This window comes from Paraburkholderia sp. GAS41, assembly GCF_050436545.1.
Taxonomy (GTDB): domain Bacteria; phylum Pseudomonadota; class Gammaproteobacteria; order Burkholderiales; family Burkholderiaceae; genus Paraburkholderia.
This window is the reverse complement of record NZ_JBNDMK010000080.1, coordinates 1-1,471: the sequence shown is the minus strand read 5'-3', so window position 1 is coordinate 1,471 and position 1,471 is coordinate 1. Positions and strand designations below refer to the sequence as shown.

Genomic DNA, 1,471 nt, shown 5'->3' with positions numbered 1-1,471 from the left:
CTCGCGCAGGCCTTGCGGGTTCAGCTTGATGACGTCCGAACCGTCGATCACGATCTCGCCCGCGGTCGGCTCGATCAGCCGGTTGAAGTGGCGCACCAGCGTCGACTTGCCGGAGCCCGAGAGCCCCATGATGACGTAAATCTCGCCCGAGCCGATGTTCAGGCTCACGTCGTTCAGACCGACGTTGCAGCCGGTCTGCGCGAGCACTTCGGCCTTGCCCTTGCCGCTTCTGAGCAGGTCGAGCACGCGCGCGTGGCCAGTCTCGGGGCCGAACAGCTTGTACACGTGCTTTACTTCAATCGCTGCCATGTCACTCTCCTGAGCACTTTCTTGCGCACCTTCCGGTGCGCGTTCCTGCTGTCCTGATGACTACTTCACCGCGTGGGTTTCAAGCCCGCGCTAGCTGGCGTTGCTGCCGGCAGCGCCTGCGCCTGTATTGCTGTCCGCGCCGGCTTCGGTGGCCGCGACCTTGTACGGCACGCGCGACACCGCTTTCGCCTTCTTGCGCAGCGCCAGCAGACGCCGGGTGCGGCGATCCTGCCCGTAGCCCTGGCTGATCCGGTCGATCACGATGGCGAGAATCACGATGGCAATCCCGGCCTGCATGCCCTTGCCGACATCGAGCGTCTGGATGCCCGCGAGCACGTCTTCACCGAGCCCACGCGCGCCGATCATCGAGGCGATCACCACCATCGAGAGCGCCATCATCGTGGTCTGGTTGATGCCGGCCATGATGCTGGGGCGCGCGAGCGGCAACTGCACGTTGGTGAGCAACTGCCAGCGCGTCGTGCCGAAGGCGCGCGCGGCTTCGACCACATCCGCGTCCACGTGACGGATACCCAGATCGGTCAGGCGGATCAGCGGCGGCAGGGCATAGATGATGGTGGCGAGAATCGCCGGCACCTTGCCGAGGCCGAACAGCATCAGCACCGGAATCAGGTACACGAAGCTCGGCAGCGTCTGCATGATGTCGAGTACCGGCAGCAGGATGCGCCGCAGCCACGCGCTGCGCGAGGTGAAGATGCCGAGCGGCACGCCGAGCGCCACGGACAGCACGGTCGCGACCAGCATCAGCGCGAGCGTCTCCATCAGCTTCTCCCACAGGCCGAAGCAGCCGATCGCGTAGAGCAGCAGCACGAAAAAGCCGGCGATGCCGAGGCGCCGCGTCGCATTCCACGTCACCGCGCCGACCACGAGCAGGATCAGCCACGGCGGGGTGGCGCGCAGCACGCCTTCGAGCGGCACCAGCAGGTAGCGCAAGAGCGCGATGCTGAAATTGTGGAAGCTGTCGCCGTACTGGGCGACGAACGACTGAACCACGTCGTTGACCCAGTCGGCAATGGACAGATGCAGGAAAAACGAATGCATGATCAATTCTCCAATGCGCCTGAACGGACGGCGTGAAACGCCATCCGTTCAGCACAAAGCGTCGTGACGTCGTCGCGGATCAGGCGCCCGCGAGCGAGGCCTG

Annotated in this window: 2 protein-coding genes; both read right to left on the bottom strand. The window is 65.0% G+C overall.

Features of this window, described 5'->3' with window-relative positions:
* On the bottom strand, nucleotides 1-309 hold a 309-nt coding region (locus tag P3T43_RS35625; protein WP_429285663.1), incomplete at its 3' end, for an ATP-binding cassette domain-containing protein.
* 90 nt (nucleotides 310-399) lie between these two features.
* Nucleotides 400-1,368 carry an ABC transporter permease gene (locus P3T43_RS35620; RefSeq protein ID WP_429285662.1) on the bottom strand — a complete coding sequence of 323 codons (969 nt, stop codon included), beginning with the start codon at nucleotides 1,366-1,368 and terminating at the stop codon, nucleotides 400-402.
* Nucleotides 1,369-1,471: the final 103 nt, after the last annotated feature.